This is a genomic window from Ruegeria sp. CE6 (assembly GCF_056537485.1).
The window spans coordinates 322,774-338,865 of record NZ_JBQFRR010000004.1; the positions used below are offsets into that span (position 1 = coordinate 322,774).

Annotated in this window: 15 protein-coding genes; 12 read left to right on the forward strand and 3 right to left on the reverse strand. The window is 58.5% G+C overall.

The features are described 5' to 3' along the window. Positions 1–6: 6 nt before the first annotated feature. Together glmS and glmU are read right to left on the reverse strand one after the other, a co-directional pair. Complete coding sequence (gene glmS, locus ACR0DK_RS17715) at positions 7–1,830, reverse strand: glutamine--fructose-6-phosphate transaminase (isomerizing) (RefSeq protein WP_480737375.1); 1,824 nt, start codon at positions 1,828–1,830, stop codon at positions 7–9. Between the two features lie 3 nt (positions 1,831–1,833). Further along, positions 1,834–3,186, reverse strand: coding sequence for a bifunctional UDP-N-acetylglucosamine diphosphorylase/glucosamine-1-phosphate N-acetyltransferase GlmU (gene glmU, locus ACR0DK_RS17720; protein WP_170424135.1), 1,353 nt, complete (start codon positions 3,184–3,186; stop codon positions 1,834–1,836). A gap of 134 nt (positions 3,187–3,320) precedes the next feature. On the opposite strand from glmU, the gene ACR0DK_RS17725 reads away from it, so the two are divergent. The 3 genes from ACR0DK_RS17725 (at position 3,321) to ACR0DK_RS17735 (ending at position 6,549) form a co-directional block, all read left to right on the forward strand. After that, positions 3,321–3,992, forward strand: coding sequence for an HAD-IA family hydrolase (locus tag ACR0DK_RS17725; protein WP_480737377.1), 672 nt, complete (start codon positions 3,321–3,323; stop codon positions 3,990–3,992). A gap of 39 nt (positions 3,993–4,031) precedes the next feature. Then, on the forward strand, positions 4,032–5,222 hold the full coding sequence (locus ACR0DK_RS17730) for an aminotransferase class I/II-fold pyridoxal phosphate-dependent enzyme (protein WP_170424131.1): 1,191 nt from the start codon (positions 4,032–4,034) through the stop codon (positions 5,220–5,222). 163 nt (positions 5,223–5,385) lie between these two features. Beyond that, positions 5,386–6,549, forward strand: coding sequence for an isovaleryl-CoA dehydrogenase (locus tag ACR0DK_RS17735; RefSeq protein ID WP_223117768.1), 1,164 nt, complete (start codon positions 5,386–5,388; stop codon positions 6,547–6,549). Positions 6,550–6,596: 47 nt separating this feature from the next. Here the strand turns inward: ACR0DK_RS17735 and ACR0DK_RS17740 are convergent, their stop codons facing one another. Beyond that, on the reverse strand, positions 6,597–7,202 hold the full coding sequence (locus ACR0DK_RS17740) for an OmpW family outer membrane protein (RefSeq protein ID WP_170597050.1): 606 nt from the start codon (positions 7,200–7,202) through the stop codon (positions 6,597–6,599). Positions 7,203–7,338: 136 nt separating this feature from the next. On the opposite strand from ACR0DK_RS17740, the gene ACR0DK_RS17745 reads away from it, so the two are divergent. The 9 genes from ACR0DK_RS17745 to ACR0DK_RS17785 all read left to right on the forward strand — a co-directional run bounded on the left by ACR0DK_RS17745 (position 7,339) and on the right by ACR0DK_RS17785 (position 16,084). After that, positions 7,339–8,865, forward strand: a complete 1,527-nt coding sequence (locus tag ACR0DK_RS17745; RefSeq protein ID WP_480737380.1) for an AMP-binding protein — start codon at positions 7,339–7,341, stop codon at positions 8,863–8,865. Continuing rightward, positions 8,862–9,326 (forward strand): lysozyme inhibitor LprI family protein, encoded by a 465-nt coding sequence (locus ACR0DK_RS17750; protein WP_170466002.1) that lies wholly within the window; start codon positions 8,862–8,864, stop codon positions 9,324–9,326. The genes ACR0DK_RS17745 and ACR0DK_RS17750 overlap by 4 nt, the downstream gene beginning before the upstream one ends. Continuing rightward, positions 9,323–10,930, forward strand: coding sequence for a carboxyl transferase domain-containing protein (locus ACR0DK_RS17755; protein ID WP_480737382.1), 1,608 nt, complete (start codon positions 9,323–9,325; stop codon positions 10,928–10,930). Before ACR0DK_RS17750 ends, ACR0DK_RS17755 begins: the two co-directional genes overlap by 4 nt. Position 10,931: 1 nt before the next feature. Next, positions 10,932–11,357: an ASCH domain-containing protein gene (locus ACR0DK_RS17760; protein ID WP_170626412.1), complete on the forward strand. Its 426-nt coding sequence runs from the start codon at positions 10,932–10,934 to the stop codon at positions 11,355–11,357. A gap of 3 nt (positions 11,358–11,360) precedes the next feature. Further along, complete coding sequence (locus ACR0DK_RS17765) at positions 11,361–13,292, forward strand: acetyl/propionyl/methylcrotonyl-CoA carboxylase subunit alpha (protein ID WP_480737384.1); 1,932 nt, start codon at positions 11,361–11,363, stop codon at positions 13,290–13,292. A gap of 79 nt (positions 13,293–13,371) precedes the next feature. Continuing rightward, on the forward strand, positions 13,372–14,226 hold the full coding sequence (locus tag ACR0DK_RS17770) for a hydroxymethylglutaryl-CoA lyase (protein ID WP_480737386.1): 855 nt from the start codon (positions 13,372–13,374) through the stop codon (positions 14,224–14,226). Between the two features lie 3 nt (positions 14,227–14,229). After that, a complete protein-coding gene (locus ACR0DK_RS17775) occupies positions 14,230–15,012 on the forward strand; it encodes a crotonase/enoyl-CoA hydratase family protein (RefSeq protein WP_480612889.1) in 783 nt (260 codons plus the stop codon). Between the two features lie 182 nt (positions 15,013–15,194). Continuing rightward, positions 15,195–15,560, forward strand: a complete 366-nt coding sequence (locus ACR0DK_RS17780) for an NADH-quinone oxidoreductase subunit A (RefSeq protein WP_010442778.1) — start codon at positions 15,195–15,197, stop codon at positions 15,558–15,560. After that, positions 15,551–16,084, forward strand: coding sequence for a NuoB/complex I 20 kDa subunit family protein (locus ACR0DK_RS17785; protein WP_010442777.1), 534 nt, complete (start codon positions 15,551–15,553; stop codon positions 16,082–16,084). Before ACR0DK_RS17780 ends, ACR0DK_RS17785 begins: the two co-directional genes overlap by 10 nt. The last annotated feature ends 8 nt before the right edge of the window (positions 16,085–16,092 follow it).

Consider the following 16,092-nt stretch of genomic DNA (forward strand, 5'->3'; position numbering starts at 1 on the left):
GCCTGATCACTCAACCGTGACGGATTTTGCCAGATTACGGGGCTGATCAACATCTGTGCCTTTGGCCACCGCCGTGTGGTAGGCTAGCAATTGCGCGGGCACCGAATAGAGAATCGGGGCAAGGCTGGTGTGCACATGTGGCATACGGATCGTACTCCAAACTCCATCTTCTGCCTCAGCGATACCGTCATCATCCGAGACAAGTACAACCTTGCCCTTGCGCGCCATCACCTCCTGCATGTTCGAAACTGTCTTGTCGAAAACTGCGTCGCGTGGTGCCATGACAACAACCGGCATATGCTTGTCGATCAGGGCGATGGGGCCGTGCTTCAACTCACCCGAGGCATAGCCTTCGGCGTGGATATAGCTGATTTCCTTGAGTTTCAGCGCGCCTTCCATCGCCAGCGGGTACATGAGGCCACGGCCCAGGAACAGCACGTCGCGCGCTTCGGACAGGCGTTGGGCGGATTGGCGAATAGCGTCGTTCTGATCCAGCGCAGCATTCAGAACAGTCGGCAAACCGCGAAGGGCGGCCGCGTGATCGGCGATCTCTTCATCGCTAAGCGTGCCTCGATCTGCAGCGGCCTTGAGGGCAAGCATCAGCAACACGCTAAGCTGACAGGTGAACGCCTTGGTCGAAGCAACACCGATCTCAACACCCGCATGGATCGGCAACGCCACATCGCTTTCGCGCGCAATCGAGCTTTCCGCGACATTCACGACCGAAACAATCTTGTCCGCCTTGCCCTCGCAAAAGCGCAGGGCAGCAAGCGTGTCGGCGGTTTCGCCCGACTGGCTTACGAACAGCGCCAACGTCCGGTCAGAGATGGGAGGTTCGCGATAGCGGAACTCGCTGGCGATATCGACTTCAACCGGCATCTTGGCCAGCTGCTCGAACCAGTATTTCGCCGTCAGGCAGGCATAGAATGCGGTGCCGCAAGCCACCATGGTCAGACGGTCCAGCTTGGTGAAATCCAGACCGTCACCGGGCAATACGACCTGATCGCCTCCGGTCGGAAGATACGAGCGGATGGCTTCGGCCACCACAACAGGCTGTTCGGCAATTTCCTTGGCCATATAATGCTTGTGGCCGCCTTTGTCGGCACGGGTCTGATCGATTTGAATTTGCCGAATTTCGCGGTTGGCAAGCTCTCCCGATTCGGTTCGAATCTCAAGCGAAGTGCGGGTCAGAACCGCCCGATCGCCTTCCTCAAGATAGGTGATGCGATCCGTCAGGGGGGCCAGCGCGATCGCATCAGACCCAACAAACATCTCACCATCGCCGTGACCAATTGCAAGGGGCGAGCCCTTGCGCGCCGCAACAATCAGGTCTTCTTGACCGTCGAACAGAAAGGCGAGCGCAAATGCACCTTTGAGTCGATCAATGGTTTTAAACGCGGCGTCGACCGGAGACAGCCCTTCGGACATGTAGCGTTCCGTCATCAGGGCGACGGTTTCAGTGTCGGTATCCGTCACGAAACCGACCCCATTCTCGGCCAGTTCGGCCCGCAGTTCACGATAGTTTTCAACGATGCCGTTGTGCACTACGGCTACAGGCCCGGCCTTGTGCGGATGTGCATTGTTAACCGATGGGGCACCATGGGTGGCCCAGCGTGTGTGACCGATACCGGATTTACCTGGAAGGGGGTTATGAACCAGAAGGTCGCTTAGGTTCACCAACTTGCCGACAGCCCTCCGACGGCCCAATGCTCCATCGTTCACAGTCGCGATACCGGCGCTGTCATAACCGCGATACTCAAGCCGCTTCAGTGCTTCGACCAGGATAGGGGCAGCTTCGTGACTGCCCAGAACACCAACAATTCCACACATAACTCAGGCTCCTTTGTCGCGGCGAGCCTTCTTCGCCTTCAACATTTCAAACAATTTACGCGCATAGCCGGGTTTGTTTTCCTGCTTAGAACGCGCCACGGCTAGTGCGTCTGGCTCAATATCCTTGGTCACTACGGTCCCCGTGGCGGTCATCGCGCCATCACCCAGAGTGACCGGGGCCACCAGCATCGTGTTCGATCCAATGAACACGTTTTCCCCGATGGTTGTTTTATGCTTCATCACGCCATCATAGTTACATGTGATAGTTCCCGCGCCGATATTGGTCGCCGCCCCGACCGAAGCGTCGCCGATATAGCTAAGGTGATTCACCTTTGCGCCTTCGGCGATTTCGGCATTTTTGATCTCGACAAAGTTGCCAATTTTGGCGTTTTCAGCCAGCTCTGTACCCGGACGCAGCCGGGCATAGGGTCCGACCACCGAACCTCGGCTGACATGGCAGCCTTCGAGATGTGAAAACGCCCGGATCGTTGCGCCGCTTTCCACGGTCACTCCGGGGCCGAAAACCACATTGGGTTCAATGACCGTGTCGCGGCCAATGACGGTATCTGCGGCCAGATACACGGTTTCAGGGGCCATCAGAGTGACCCCCAGATCCAGCAATGCAGACCGTGCTTGCACCTGAAACACCGCATCAGCAGCCGCCAGGTCAGTGCGCGAATTGATGCCCAGCGTCTGAGCTTCGTCGCAGGCAACCGCAGTTACGGACAGCCCTTGGCTGCGGGCGATCTCGACTACGTCGGTCAGATAGTATTCACCCGAGGCGTTATCATTGCCAACTGCATCGATCAGTGAGAACAAGGTCTCGGAATCGCATGCCAAAAGTCCTGAGTTACAGAAGGTTATAGTGCGCTCTTCATCTGTGGCATCCTTGAACTCGACGATCCGCTCCAAGGCATCTCCGTTCATCACAAGGCGGCCATAACGGGCGGGGTCTGCAGCTTCGAATCCTAGAATGACCAGATCGTTTTTTGCGCGCGCTTCGATCATCCGCTGCAGGGTGTCGGGCTGTAGAAACGGGGTATCACCATAGAGGACGACCACATCCCCCTGAAAGCCCTCCAGCGCTGCACGCGCCTGCGCAACCGCGTGGGCGGTGCCAAGTTGTTCTTCCTGCACCGCAATGCTGGCGTTTTCATCTTCGGCTTCAGCCACACGCGCGACTGCTTCCGCACCGTGGCCGGTAACAATCACCGTGCGCTCGGGCGACAGGACAGCACCGGCCCGCATGGCGTGAACCAGCATTGGAGCCTGAGCGATCGGATGCAGGACTTTGGGAATATCAGAGTTCATCCTTGTGCCTTTTCCGGCGGCAAGAATGACAAGGGCAGTGCTCATGAAATCGTTTTCTCTTTTGTTTTGTCGCCGCCCGTTTTATCCGCTGTGGGCAAAGGCGCAAGCGGTTCAGCCATCAAAGAAGATTGCCGTTTGCAACACGACATGGCGGAATCCCGCCGGTTCAGGAGGTGAGCATGCGAACGGTAATCTTTGATCTGGATGGAACTTTGGCGGATACATCTGGTGATTTGCTGGCCGCTGCAAACCATTGTTTTCGCGAGATGGGTCATGGGGATGTTCTGTCGCCCGAGCTTGATGCGGCGGTATCGGTACGCGGTGCACGCTTGATGTTGTCCCATGGATTGAAGCGGGTCGGCGCCTATGATGCGGATATTGTCGAAGCCTATTATCCGGTCTTTTTGGACGTCTATGGGCAGGCGATCGATACGCATACCTATTTCTATCCCGGTGCGCTTGAAGCCGTCGAAACACTGAAAGATGCAGGTTATGGCGTGGGGATTTGCACCAACAAGCCCGAAGGCCTGGCTGATTTGCTGCTGACCCGGATGGGTGTCCGTGATCACTTTGCTTCACTGATCGGTGCAGACACATTACCGGTGCGGAAACCCGACCCTGAACCGTTACGCGAAGCAGCGCGTCGCGCGGGAGGGCACCCTGACCACTGTGTATTGGTCGGCGACTCAGATACCGACCGAAATACGGCGCGGGCTGCGGGAGTGCCGTCGGTACTGGTGACATTCGGCCCGTCGGGCGATGAGATGGCTGCGCTGGAGCCCGAGGCGTTGTTGCATCATTTTAATGATTTACCGAAACTGGTCTCCGATTTGATCGGAGCGGCGGCCTGATCCCTTGACCCGCTTAACACTCAGCATAAAAACGGATTCATGACTGAGACATTCACAGGTAATTTCACCCAGCAAGAACCCATTCCCGAAGAGGCGATCGAGGCCGCCATGGCCGTTTTGCGCCATGGTCGTTTGCACCGCTACAATGTTGCCCCTGGCGAGTTGAGCGAGACGGCTTTGTTGGAGCAGGAATTCGCCGCCCAGATGGGGGCGAAATACTGTCTGGCGGTCTCGTCGGGTGGCTACGCTTTGGCCACTGCGTTGCGTGCGGTGGGGGTCAAGCCGGGCGATCCGGTTTTGACCAACGCGTTCACTCTGGCGCCGGTGCCGGGGGCGATCGCGTCGGTTGGGGCAAAGCCGGTCTTTGTTGGTGTGACCGAAGCCCTGACCATCGATCTGGATGATCTTGAGGCCAAGCTGGATCAGGCGAAAGTACTAATGCTTAGCCACATGCGAGGGCATCTGTGCGATATGGATCGGCTGATGCAGATGTGCGACGCCGCCGGCGTGATCGTGATCGAGGATTGCGCGCATACCATGGGTGCGGCGTGGCGCGGACAACTGTCTGGGCGGCAGGGGGCCATTGGATGTTACTCGTGCCAGACCTATAAACATGTCAATTCGGGCGAGGGCGGGTTGCTGATCACGGATGATCCGGAACTGGCCGCCAAGGCTACGATGTTGTCCGGGTCTTATATGCTTTATGAACGCCATCTGGCCGCGCCTGGGCCGGAGGTGTTCGAGCAGATCAAATACACCACCCCCAATGTCTCGGGCCGGATGGATAATCTGCGTGCGGCGATCCTGCGCCCGCAGTTGCGCGATCTGGACCGGCAGGTGCAGCGCTGGAACGAACGCTATGTTGAGATTGAGCGTGGCCTGCGTGAAACGCCGGGTTTGACGATGGTGGAGCGGCCTGATGCTGAGACCTATGTCGGTTCATCGATACAATTCCTGTTGCTGGACTGGACACCCGAGCGCATTGCCGAGGTAATCCAGCGTTGCGCCGCGCGCGGGGTCGAACTGAAGTGGTTCGGGGGGACTGAACCGTCGGGCTTTACCTCACGCTATGACAGTTGGCGTTATGCCGACAGCGCCCCGATGCCGGTCAGTGATCGGATATTGGCAGGGATCATGGATATGCGCGTTCCACTGACCTTTTCGCTGGAAGATTGTGCCCAAATTGCACGCATTATCCGGGCTGAAGTCAGCGCTGTCTATCAGTCATAGTCCAGCGGAGTACGCTTTCAGCGCACGCTCGATTTATCTGAAAACGCCGCCCCTTGCTGGGCGGCGTTTTGCGTTGGCCTGCGTGTCGTCATTGACCCGAGGAGGAAACGCTGCTATCTGATTATTGAACGCTTGTTCATTAATGCAATCGGAGGAGCCCTGCATGTTTATGGCCACAATGCAATTCGATCTGGGCGAGGACGTGAACGCCTTGCGTGAGATGGTGCACCGCTGGGCTCAGGAACGGGTCAAGCCGATGGCGGCCGAGATCGACGCGTCCAATGCCTTTCCGAATGAGCTGTGGAAAGAGATGGGTGAGCTTGGTTTGTTGGGCGTCACAGTCCCTGAAGAATATGGCGGGGCCGGTATGTCCTATCTGGCGCATACGGTGGCAGTTGAGGAAGTGGCGCGCGCCTCGGCCTCGGTATCTTTGTCCTATGGCGCGCATTCGAACTTGTGCGTGAACCAGATCAAGTTGAACGGAACAGAAGAGCAGAAGAAAAAATATCTGCCCCGTCTGATTTCGGGTGAACACGTCGGGGCGTTGGCTATGTCCGAGTCCTCGGCTGGGTCGGATGTGGTTTCCATGAAGCTACGTGCAGAAAAGCGAAACGATCACTATCGGCTGAATGGCAACAAATACTGGATCACCAACGGGCCGGATGCAGACACTCTGGTCGTCTATGCCAAGACCGATCCGGACGCCGGGTCAAAGGGGATCACGGCCTTTCTGATCGAGAAAGAGATGACCGGGTTTTCGACTTCGCCTCATTTCGACAAGCTTGGCATGCGCGGCTCGAACACCGCTGAGTTGATCTTTGAAGATGTTGAAGTGCCGTTCGAGAATGTTCTGGGCGAAGAAGGGCGGGGTGTAGCCGTTCTGATGTCCGGTCTGGACTATGAGCGTGTGGTTCTTGCGGGTATTGGAACCGGGATCATGGCCGCCTGCTTGGATGAAGTGATGCCCTATCTGGCCGAGCGTAAGCAGTTCGGAAAACCGATCGGTAGCTTCCAGCTCATGCAAGGCAAGATCGCGGATATGTACACAGCCATGAATTCGGCGCGGGCCTATGTCTACGAAGTTGCCAAGGCATGCGACCGCGGGGATGTAACCCGTCAGGATGCTGCAGCGTGCTGCCTATATGCCTCGGAACAGGCGATGGTGCAGGCGCATCAAGCCGTTCAGGCGTTGGGTGGTGCCGGATTCCTGTCGGATTCGCCGGTCAGCCGGATTTTCCGAGATGCAAAGCTGATGGAGATCGGCGCGGGCACCAGCGAAATCCGCCGCATGCTGATTGGGCGCGAAATGATGAACGAGATGTTGTGACGGAAAACCCCGCAGTTCATTGAACCACGGGGCTTTTTGCGATTGGATCAGAAACGATGAACGTAGGACAGGCCAATCAGGAACGGGTCGATTTCGGCGGTGCCGATGTTGTTGCCGTCAAGTTTGACGTCCGAGTCGATGTCGAACCAGCGCACGTTCAGACGCACCGCGCCTTTTTCCGTGACCATGTAATCCAGACCGGCCTGCAGAGAAACGCCGAAGGAGTTGTCCAGATCGAGATCGCCCAAAGGCGAGTCTTCCTCGAAGAAGATGGTGTAGTTCAGACCAGCGCCGACATAGGGCTTCCACGCGCTATTGGTCGGGAAGTGATAGTTCAGCGACAGAGTAGGCGGAAGATGCTTGACGCTGCCCGCGTCAACGCTGCCACCGAGAGTGACGTCATGCTTGTAGGGGGTCGAGGCCAAGAGCTCGATCCCGAGATTGTCCTGAACGAAGTATTCGACGGTGAAAATCGGACGGGTGTCCGAGTCGATTTCGGCGTCGAACCCGGCCAGAGTCCCATTGTCGGATTTGGGGTCCAGATAGCCGACACCAACACCGACTGTCCAATCGCCTTGGGATTGGGCGAAGGCTGGGGCAGCCAGAGCGACAAGTGCGGTAGAAAGGGTCAAAGCGGCGAGTTTCTTTGTCATATTCGTGCCTTTGCTTGCGTTGATGCCGATGTTTTGGATGCCGCGGCGCAGAAATGCTCTGATCTGCATCAAACTCCGGAAATTGCTGAAGCGGGGAGGCTAGCTGCAACCGCTAATGAAATAAGGGAAAATCAGCATGCATCCCGCTGAGCGCATACCGGGTTTGCGCGGCGACCAAAGCTGGGCGATGCCTGATCGGCTGAACATGGCGCAGCAATGCCTGTCGCAACAATCCGATCGGGTTGCTTTGCTGGATCTGACCCGGGGCGATCCGAGCGTGGTAACATTTGGCGAACTGGAGCTTATGGTTGATGGCATCGCTCGCGCGTTGATAGCTCGGGTCCAGCCAGGAGACCGGGTTGGCGTCTTGCTCAGCCAGTCGCCGTGGTGTGCCGCCGCGCATCTGGCGATCTGGAAGATCGGTGCGATTTCGGTGCCGTTGTTCAAGCTGTTCAAACACGATGCGCTGGCATCGCGCGTCAGAGATTCAGGCGCCCTGATTGTTTTGACCGATGCGGAAGGGTCTGCGTTACTGGGTGAATTGGCCCAACCGCTTTTGGTTGATGAGATTAGGCAGGAAGGGCAACCGGTGCCCTTTGCTGATACCGGCCCCGAGGATCCGGCAGCCCTAATCTACACGTCCGGCACTACTGGCAGCCCCAAGGGTGCGCTGCACGGTCATCGCGTGCTGACGGGCCACCTGCCGGGCGTCTCGATCAGCCACAATCACTTGCGTGAAGGGGATTGCCTGTGGACGCCAGCAGACTGGGCGTGGATCGGCGGCTTGTTCGACGTTCTGATGCCCGGGCTTGCGCTGGGCGTTCCGGTGGTCGCCACGCGGTTGGACAAATTCACCCCACAGGCCTGCGCCGATGTGATCGCGCGGGCAGGGGTGCGGAACGTCTTCTTTCCGCCGACGGCTTTACGGATGCTCAAAGCTGCGGATCAGTCGATACCGGGATTGCGGTCGGTGGCGTCTGGGGGCGAGCCTTTGGGCGCTGAGATGTTGGCTTGGGGCCAGCAGGCCTTTGGTCTGACGATCAACGAGTTTTATGGTCAGACGGAATGCAACATGGTTGTTTCGTCTTGTGCCCACGACTTTCCCGTGCAACCCGGCTGTATCGGTAAACCGGTGCCTGGTCATGAGGTGGCGGTAATTGACGATCACGGCCTACCGACGACGGAGGAAGGCGATTTTGCCATCCGGCGCGGTTCGGCCTCAATGCTGCTGGAATACTGGAATAATCCGCAAGCAACGGCTGAGAAATTCCGAGGTGATTGGCTGATCACCGGTGACCGTGGCGTGTGGGAGGGCGATTATCTGCGCTTTGTCGGTCGGGATGATGACGTGATTACCTCGGCAGGTTACCGGATTGGCCCGGCTGAGATCGAGGATTGCCTGCTGACCCACCCGGCAGTGGCAACGGTGGGCGTGGTCGGCAAGCCCGATGAGCTTCGGACCGAGATCGTGAAGGCCTATGTGGTGTTGAAGCCGGGGGCTGAGGCGTCGGGCGCTGAGTTGCAGGACTGGGTTAAGGACCGTTTGGCGCGGTATTCCTATCCGCGTGAGGTGTCGTTTCTGGAAGAGTTGCCGATGACGGTGACAGGAAAGGTGATCCGGAAGGAATTGAAGGCGCGGGCTGCAGGGGAGGCAATTACATGATGCGAATTGCACTTGCTGCGATGCTAGCACCATCGCTTGTTTCCGCTCAGGGCGCTTGGGTAGACCAGTCGTATATTCAACAGTGTTTTTCTCAGACGCAGCAGGGCGATAGCATGTCATCATGTCTCGGCGCAGCTGCCAATGCCTGCCAAACGATACCGGGAAATGAAACAACCCTTGGCATCACCGAGTGTATTCAAGCCGAAACCCAAATTTGGGATTCATTTCTAAACGAACAGTATAAACTGCGTCGAGCAGAACTGGCTGAACAAAGTCCCGAACTTTCGGACCAGTTGCGAGATGCTCAACGCGCATGGATCGGGTTTCGGGATGCTGAATGTGCTCTGGCCTACGGCATATGGTCTGATGGAACGATACGCTCGATTGTTGCCGCAAATTGCCTGCTGACCGAAACCGCTGAACGCGCTGTGGAATTGCGCGACTTGGGGAAGATGGAATGAAAATAAAATCCAAAGCCATACCAACCTCTGAGGGGTTTAAGGCGAACCGAGCCGCACATCTGGATGCGCTGGCACATATTACGGATGCCGCCGAAGCGGCCCGCATGGGTGGCGGTGAAAAATCGCGGGCGCGGCATGAATCGCGGGGCAAGATGCTGCCGCGTCGTCGGGTGGCGAACCTGCTCGATCCGGGTTCTCCGTTCTTGGAAATCGGCGCGACGGCGGCACATGGGATGTATGGAGATGCCGCGCCCTGTGCCGGGGTGATCGCGGGGATTGGCCGAGTGCAGGGGCGCGAGGTCATGGTGGTGTGCAACGATGCCACTGTGAAAGGCGGCACATACTATCCGATGACCGTCAAGAAACACCTCCGCGCGCAGGAGATTGCCGAGGAAAACCATCTGCCCTGCATCTATTTGGTCGATAGCGGCGGCGCGAACCTGCCCAATCAGGATGAGGTGTTTCCCGATCGCGATCACTTTGGCCGCATCTTCTACAATCAGGCGCGGATGAGCGCGAAGGGGATCGCTCAGATAGCCGTCGTGATGGGCTCGTGTACGGCGGGCGGGGCCTATGTGCCTGCGATGTCCGATGTCACGATCATCGTAAAAGAACAGGGCACGATCTTTCTGGCCGGACCACCTCTGGTCAAGGCCGCGACTGGGGAGGTTGTGACAGCCGAAGATCTGGGTGGTGGCGATGTGCATACGCGTCTGTCCGGCGTGGCGGATTATCTGGCCGAGGACGATGCGCATGCGTTGGCCTTGGCTCGGCGGGCCGTCGGGTCGTTGGGGGGTGCCGGGCTGAAGCCTGGCCTACAGTTCGAAACACCGGAAGAGCCTGCCTATGATCCCGAGGAAATTTTGGGCGTAGTTCCGGCCGATCTGCGCACGCCCTATGACATTCGCGAGGTGATTGCACGACTGGTCGATGGCTCTCGGTTCGACGAGTTCAAACCGCGATTTGGTGAGACGCTGGTGACCGGTTTTGCCCATGTCAAAGGCTGCCCGGTCGGGATCATTGCCAACAACGGTGTGTTGTTTTCTGAGGCCGCGCAGAAGGGTGCGCATTTTGTCGAACTGTGCTCGCAGCGCAAAACCCCGCTGGTCTTCCTGCAGAACATCACCGGCTTCATGGTCGGCCGCAAATACGAAAACGAAGGCATCGCGCGGCACGGGGCCAAGATGGTGACGGCGGTGGCGACGACGAGCGTTCCAAAGATCACAATGCTTGTCGGAGGGTCCTTCGGAGCTGGAAACTACGGCATGGCAGGACGCGCCTATCAGCCTCGGTTCCTGTGGACTTGGCCGAATTCGCGTATCTCAGTGATGGGGGGCGAGCAAGCTGCAGGTGTCCTAGCGACTGTCAAACGCGACGGGCTCGAACGACAGGGCGGCACATGGTCGGCTGAGGAAGAAGCTGAATTCAAGCGCCCGACGCTGGACATGTTCGAAGAACAATCCCACCCGCTCTACGCGTCGGCGCGGTTGTGGGATGACGGCATCATCGACCCCCGCAAAAGCCGTGACGTGCTGGCCCTATCGCTGAGCGCCGCACTTAACGCCCCGATCGAGGAGACACGTTTCGGCGTGTTCAGGATGTAAGATGAGCGTTTCATTGAATGAAGTAATGGCCCGCTACCCGGGCGCGCAGACCTTCAAGTTTGGAGACAGCGCATCGCTAAGCGCCGAGCTGCTGGCGTTGGTAAGATTAGGCCGAAAAACGGCGACATGTGGTGCTTTGCGAGACTACCCAGAAGGTAGTGCTGATATTCCGGTCGTTGGGCGGCAGGATATTGCACTGGAATGGGATGATCGCCCGGCTTTGGTGATCGAAACTATCGAGGTCTCGACCTGCCGATATTGCGATGTGACCGAAGACTTTGCGTTGGCCGAGGGTGAGAATGAAACGCTTGAGGGATGGCGCGAGGATCATCGCCGGTATTTCGAACGCAATGGCGGGTTCGATCCCGAGATGGAATTGCTGTGCGAACGCTTCCGCCTTGTCGAAGATCTGGCGGTTAAGGGGTAAGCTATGTTTAACAAAATCCTGATTGCCAATCGCGGCGAGATCGCCTGCCGGGTCATGGAAACTGCTCAGAAGATGGGCGTATATTGTGTGGCTGTGTATTCGGATGCTGATGCATCGGCCAAGCATGCGCAAATGGCGGATGAAGCGGTGCATATTGGTGGCGCGGCCCCAGCCGAAAGCTATCTGAAGGGTGATGTGATCATTCAGGCGGCGCTGGATACAGGAGCGCAGGCGATCCATCCTGGTTATGGGTTCTTGTCCGAAAACCCGGATTTTGTGGATGCAGTCGAGGCTGCAGGTCTGACCTTCATCGGGCCATCGGCGGACGCGATCCGCAAGATGGGCCTTAAGGATGCAGCCAAGGTATTGATGGAGGACGCAGGAGTTCCCGTCGTCCCCGGCTATCATGGCGACAATCAGGACCCTGAACATCTGGCTGGCGCGGCAGATACCATCGGGTATCCCGTTTTGATCAAGGCCGTTGCAGGTGGTGGTGGCAAGGGGATGCGGCTGGTCGAGGCGCCCGAGGAGTTCTCGGCTGCATTGGACAGCGCGCGCGGTGAGGCAAAGACGGCGTTCGGTAATGATGCTGTACTTGTCGAGAAATTCGTCGCCAAGCCCCGCCATATCGAGGTGCAGGTGTTCGGCGATGGCACCCATGCGGTGCATCTGTTTGAACGCGACTGCTCGTTGCAGCGGCGACATCAGAAAGTGATCGAAGAGGCCCCAGCCCCTGGAATGACTGCCGAGATGCGTGAGGCGATGGGGCAGGCGGGCGTGCGCGCGGCTGAGGCGATTGGCTACAAAGGTGCAGGGACGGTTGAGTTCATCGTCGATGCCTCGGACGGGCTGCGCCCGGATCGGTTCTGGTTCATGGAGATGAACACGCGCCTGCAAGTCGAGCACCCGGTGACCGAGGCCATTACCGGCGTTGATCTGGTCGAATGGCAGTTGCGCGTAGCAGCGGGTGAAAGCCTGCCGAAGCGGCAGGGCGATTTGTCGATCCGCGGACATTCCTTTGAGGCGAGGCTTTATGCCGAAGATGTACCCAAGGGCTTCCTGCCCGCGACCGGTACGCTGACTCATCTGCGCTTCCCGGAAGGCTGCCGTGCCGACAGTGGCGTGCGCGGCGGGGATGCGATCAGCCCATGGTACGACCCTATGATCGCCAAGGTCGTGGTGCATGGCCCGACACGCGCGGTCGCTTTGGAAAATCTCCACCGGACCTTGCGCCAGACCGAGGTCGCCGGGACTGTCACAAATCTCGCCTTCCTTGGTGCTCTGACGCGGCACAGCGGGTTTGCGTCGGGCGACGTGGATACCGGGCTGATCGGGCGGGATCTTGATGATCTGGTGCAGGAAGCTGGCGTAAGCAACGCGTCGGCAGTGGCTTCGGCGATGACGGCGTTGGGTCTGGCCGAGACGGTCTCTGAAACGGGCTTTACGCTATGGGCACCGTTACATCGCGCTATGCAGTTTCTGCGGGACGGAGAGGTTGTTGATCTGGATGTCCAGGTCGAAGGCCCGGATCGGCAGATTTGGGAGATCGAAGGTGCGCAGCTTGTTGCGCAGCGGCGTGGCGCTGGCTGGACCATCGATGGGACACCCATGCCCAATGTTGTCATGGCCGGGTCACAGGTCACTGTATTCGACGACTATGGGCAGGTATTTGAGGTCATTGACCCTCTGGACCGCGATGCCAGTGCTGCAGGTGACACCAACGTGATCGAGGCGCCGATGCCCGGGCTGGTCAAGGCCGTCTTCGCCTCGGCGGGGCAGGAGGTGAAAGAGGGCGACCGGCTGGCCATTCTGGAAGCCATGAAGATGGAGCATTCTCTATTAGCCGCCCGCGATGGCGTGGTTGCAGAAGTGCTGGCCGAAGCGGGGGCACAGGTCGAGGCCGGTGCGGCGTTGGTTCGGTTGGCCGAGGATTGATCTGTTCGGCCCGTGGATTGCGTGGCACAGTCGGGCCATCCGCAATTGAAACGATAAGAAACCGGGAAGGGATGCGCTGATGAAAGCACGGGTCGAAATATTCGAGGTCGGGCCACGCGACGGCCTGCAGAACGAACAGCGCGAGATCCCGGTGGCCGAGAAGGTCGCCTTGGTCGATTGCCTCAGCCGGGCCGGTTTCAACCGAATCGAAGTTGCCAGTTTTGTCTCACCGAAATGGGTCCCGCAAATGGCGGGCAGCGGTGAAGTTATGGCTGGAATCACACGGACCGAAGGCGTGCGGTACGCTGCGCTGACGCCGAATATGCGCGGGTATGAGGACGCGTTGGCAGCCAAGGCAGATGAGATCGCGGTGTTTGCTTCGGCGTCCGAGGGGTTCTCGAAAGCGAACATAAACGCAACGATTGCCGAATCCATCGAACGGTTTGTGCCCATTCTCGAAGCAGCACGACATATTGATCTGCCCGTCCGGGGCTATGTCTCGTGCGTGACCGACTGTCCCTATGACGGCCCGACCCCGCCCGAGAAGGTGGCCGAGGTGGCGGACGCGCTGTTTGCCCATGGCTGCTATGAGATTTCGCTGGGGGATACAATTGGGCAGGGAACGCCGGACAAGATTGCTCATATGCTGCTGGCCGTGCGCGAACGAGTGCCGGTTACCCGGCTTGCAGGACATTTTCATGATACCAACGGGCGGGCAATCGACAACATAGACGCTTCGCTTGCCTTGGGTGTGCGGGTATTTGATACCGCCGTGGGCGGGCTGGGTGGTTGCCCTTATGCGCCGGGTGCGGCCGGTAATGTCGCAACCGAAGCCGTGACCGCACATCTGGAACGGTTGGGATATGAGACCGGTCTGGATGTGCCGGTTCTGGAACAGGCGGCGCGCATGGCGCGGGCAATGCGGGCGGAATAAGATATGTTCGAGACCATTACGCTGAACACAGACGCGCGTGGCGTGGCTACTCTGACGCTGGATCGACCCGAGAAGCACAACGCACTGTCGGCGCAGATGATTGCAGAACTAACCAAGGCCGCTGGGCAATTGGCAAATGATGATGCGGTGCGGGTGGTGGTTCTGGCCGCCGCGGGCAAGAGCTTTTGCGCCGGGGGTGATCTGGGTTGGATGCAGGCGCAGATGGCTGCCGATCCCGAGACGCGTTTTGCCGAAGCGCGCAAGCTGGCTGAGATGCTGAATGCCTTAAATACGCTGCCCAAACCCTTGATCGGCGCGTTGCAGGGAAACGCGTTTGGTGGAGGTGTCGGGATGGCCTCGGTCTGCGATGTGGCGATCGGTGTGGAAAGCCTGAAGATGGGTCTGACCGAGACGCGGCTTGGCCTGATTCCGGCGACGATTGGACCCTATGTCATTGCCCGAATGGGCGAAGCACGGTCGCGGCGCGTCTTTATGTCTGCCCGCCTGTTCGAAGCGGCGGAAGCGGTCGAACTGGGCCTGCTGGCCCGCGCAGTGCCCGCTGAAACGTTGGCCGAGGCGGTTGAAGCCGAGGTGCTTCCCTATCTGTCCTGTGCACCCGGTGCAGTGTCTTCGGCCAAGCAGCTGATCCAGTCACTTGGGCCGCGAATTGATGACGCGGTGATTGACCACACCATTCGACAGCTTGTCGCGCGTTGGGAAACTGATGAGGCGCAAGAGGGAATCGGCGCCTTTTTCGACAAACGAAAACCTGCATGGATTAGTTAGGTTTAGCCGATCACTTTGTTCCAGAAGTATTCTCCGCAATCGCCCGCTGGATGATTGTAACAATGCCGACCTGCGCGTTTCTGTTCGGTTGACCCTCTGACCCCACAGGGATAGAGAATGTCCAGTCAAATCGCCAATTGACGGCGCACCCTTTCGGGACTTGCGCAGGAAAGGAGCTATACGTGGAAGACCTGCTGCGGGAGTACCTCCCGATTCTGGTGTTTCTGGCCGTTGCCGTAGGCCTTGGAATCGTGCTGATTCTGGCTGCTGTGGTCTTGGCTGTCCGCAATCCCGACCCCGAAAAGGTCAGCGCCTATGAATGTGGCTTCAACGCATTCGACGATGCGCGGATGAAATTCGACGTCCGATTCTATCTGGTCGCGATTCTCTTCATCATCTTTGATCTGGAAATCGCCTTCCTGTTCCCCTGGGCCGTTGGCTTCAAAGACATCAGCGATGTTGGGTTCTGGTCGATGATGGTGTTCCTGGCGGTGCTGACCATCGGCTTTGCCTATGAATGGAAGAAAGGGGCCCTGGAATGGGAGTGATGACGGGCGCAAACACCGCCGGCGTCGACAAGGAAGTCGCCACCCAGGCCCTGAACGCCGAGCTGCAGGACAAAGGTTTCCTGTTGACCTCGACCGAAGACATCATCAACTGGGCCCGTACCGGTAGCTTGCACTGGATGACCTTTGGTCTGGCCTGCTGCGCGGTTGAGATGATGCACACGTCGATGCCACGGTATGACGCGGAACGGTTCGGCATCGCGCCTCGTGCGTCTCCGCGCCAGTCTGATGTGATGATCGTCGCTGGAACGCTGACCAACAAGATGGCCCCGGCGCTGCGCAAGGTTTATGACCAGATGCCCGAGCCGCGCTATGTGATCTCGATGGGCTCCTGCGCGAATGGCGGTGGGTACTATCACTATTCCTATTCGGTCGTTCGTGGCTGTGACCGGGTTGTTCCGGTGGATATCTACGTGCCCGGCTGCCCTCCAACCGCTGAGGCGTTGTTGTATGGGCTGATGCAGCTGCAACGCAAAATCCGCCGAACCGGCACCATCGTACGCTGAGGGAGAGG